Genomic DNA, 1,237 nt, shown 5'->3' on the forward strand with positions numbered 1-1,237 from the left:
CTCATCACATTTGAGGGTGTAGAGGCGGGGTGATCACGGCGGCGCGTCGGTCCGCGGATGAGGGTCGAGGCCTCCCGAAGATGGAAGTTCTCACACTCACCATCCGGGAGACCTCGACGTGCCTCACGCTACCTTCACGCCCCCTGATCTGACCACGTTCACCCGCCTCGACGAGCTCGGCCTGGAGGTCGTTGGGCAGCAGATCGAGCCGAAGCGGGCGGTGTTGGCCTGCCGGGTCGTTGAGCCGGACCAGTGGTGTCGGCGGTGCGGCTGCGAGGGAACGCCGCGTGGCACCGTGGTGCGTCGTCTGGCGCACGAGCCGTTCGGCTGGCGACCCGGCATCTTGCTCATCACCGTGCGTCGCTACCGCTGCGGCGAGTGCGGGCATGTGTGGCGTCAGGACATGAGCAGAGCCGCCGAGCCGCGGGCGAAGTTGTCCCGACGGGCGTTGCGGTGGGCGTTGGAAGGACTCGTGGTCGCGCATCTGACCGTAGCCCGGATCGCCGAAGGGCTGGCAGTGTCGTGGAACACCGCCAACGACGCCGTCCTGGCCGAGGGCAAGCGGGTCCTGATCAACGATCCGCGGCGTTTCGACGGCGTCCATGTGCTCGGCGTCGACGAGCACGTGTGGCGGCACACCCGTCACGGCGACAAGTACGTCACCGTGATCATCGACCTCACCCCGATCAGGGATGACACCGGCCCGGCACGCCTGCTGGACATGGTCGAGGGCCGCTCCAAGCAGGCGTTCAAGACGTGGCTAGCTGCCCGACCCGAAGCGTGGCGGGCCGGCGTGGAGGTCGTGGCCATGGATGGGTTCACCGGCTTCAAGACCGCCACCACCGAAGAGTTGCCCGACGCCACCACCGTCATGGACCCGTTCCACGTCGTGAGGCTCGCCGGTGACGCCCTCGACCAGTGCCGGCGCCGGATCCAGCAAGAACTCCACGGCCACCGCGGCCGCGCCCAGGACCCCCTGTACCGGGCACGGCGCACCCTCCACACCGGAGCCGACATCCTCACCCCCCGACAACAAGCCCGCCTCGACGCCTTGTTCACCGGCGACGACCACGTGCAACTGGAGGCCACCTACGGCGTCTACCAGCAACTGGTCGCCGCCTACCGCGACCCCGACCGAGGCAACGGCCGCGCCCGCATGGAGGCACTCATCGCCAGCATCAGCAGCGGGGTCCCCGGCGCCCTACGTGAGGTCATCACCCTCGGACGCACCCTGAAG

Annotated in this window: 1 protein-coding gene; it reads left to right on the plus strand. The window is 68.7% G+C overall.

The window, feature by feature from the left end:
• Nucleotides 1-118 precede the first annotated feature (118 nt).
• A partial coding sequence (locus PINTE_RS21345) for an ISL3 family transposase (protein WP_068434617.1) occupies nt 119-1,237 on the plus strand: 1,119 nt, incomplete at its 3' end.

Origin of the sequence: Piscicoccus intestinalis NBRC 104926, assembly GCF_001515525.1 — a bacterium.
Classification (GTDB): Bacteria; Actinomycetota; Actinomycetes; order Actinomycetales; family Dermatophilaceae; genus Kineosphaera; species Kineosphaera intestinalis.